This is a genomic window from Nocardioides humilatus (assembly GCF_008373755.1).
In the GTDB taxonomy this organism is placed as follows: Bacteria; Actinomycetota; Actinomycetes; order Propionibacteriales; family Nocardioidaceae; genus Nocardioides; species Nocardioides humilatus.
Window position 1 is genome coordinate 1 of record NZ_VUJV01000049.1, and the last position, 387, is coordinate 387.

Consider the following 387-nt stretch of genomic DNA (forward strand, 5'->3'; position numbering starts at 1 on the left):
GGACACGTTCTTTACATTGAAACCTACATTGTCTCCAGGTACAGCTTCTTGGAGAGCTTCGTGGTGCATCTCCACAGACTTGACTTCAGTAGTGATGTTGGCAGGGGCAAAGACAACAATGGTACCTGGTTTCAACACACCAGTTTCAACTCTGCCGACGGGCACGGTACCAATACCACCGATTTTGTATACGTCTTGCAGGGGAAGACGCAGGGGCTTGTCAGTGGGGCGGGCAGGTGGCAGGATGGCATCGAGAGCTTCAATGAGGCATTTTCCGTCAGCTTTGCCTTCCTTACGCTCCACCTGCCATCCCTTGAACCAAGGCATTTTGGTTGAAGGCTCCAACATGTTGTCTCCGTGCCATCCAGAAATGGGCACGAAAGCGAC

Annotated in this window: 1 protein-coding gene; it reads right to left on the reverse strand. The window is 52.2% G+C overall.

All coding sequences use genetic code 11. The features are described from left to right. On the reverse strand, positions 1–327 hold a 327-nt coding region (locus F0U44_RS23975; protein WP_246160760.1), incomplete at its 3' end, for an EF-Tu/IF-2/RF-3 family GTPase. Between the last annotated feature and the right edge of the window lie 60 nt (positions 328–387).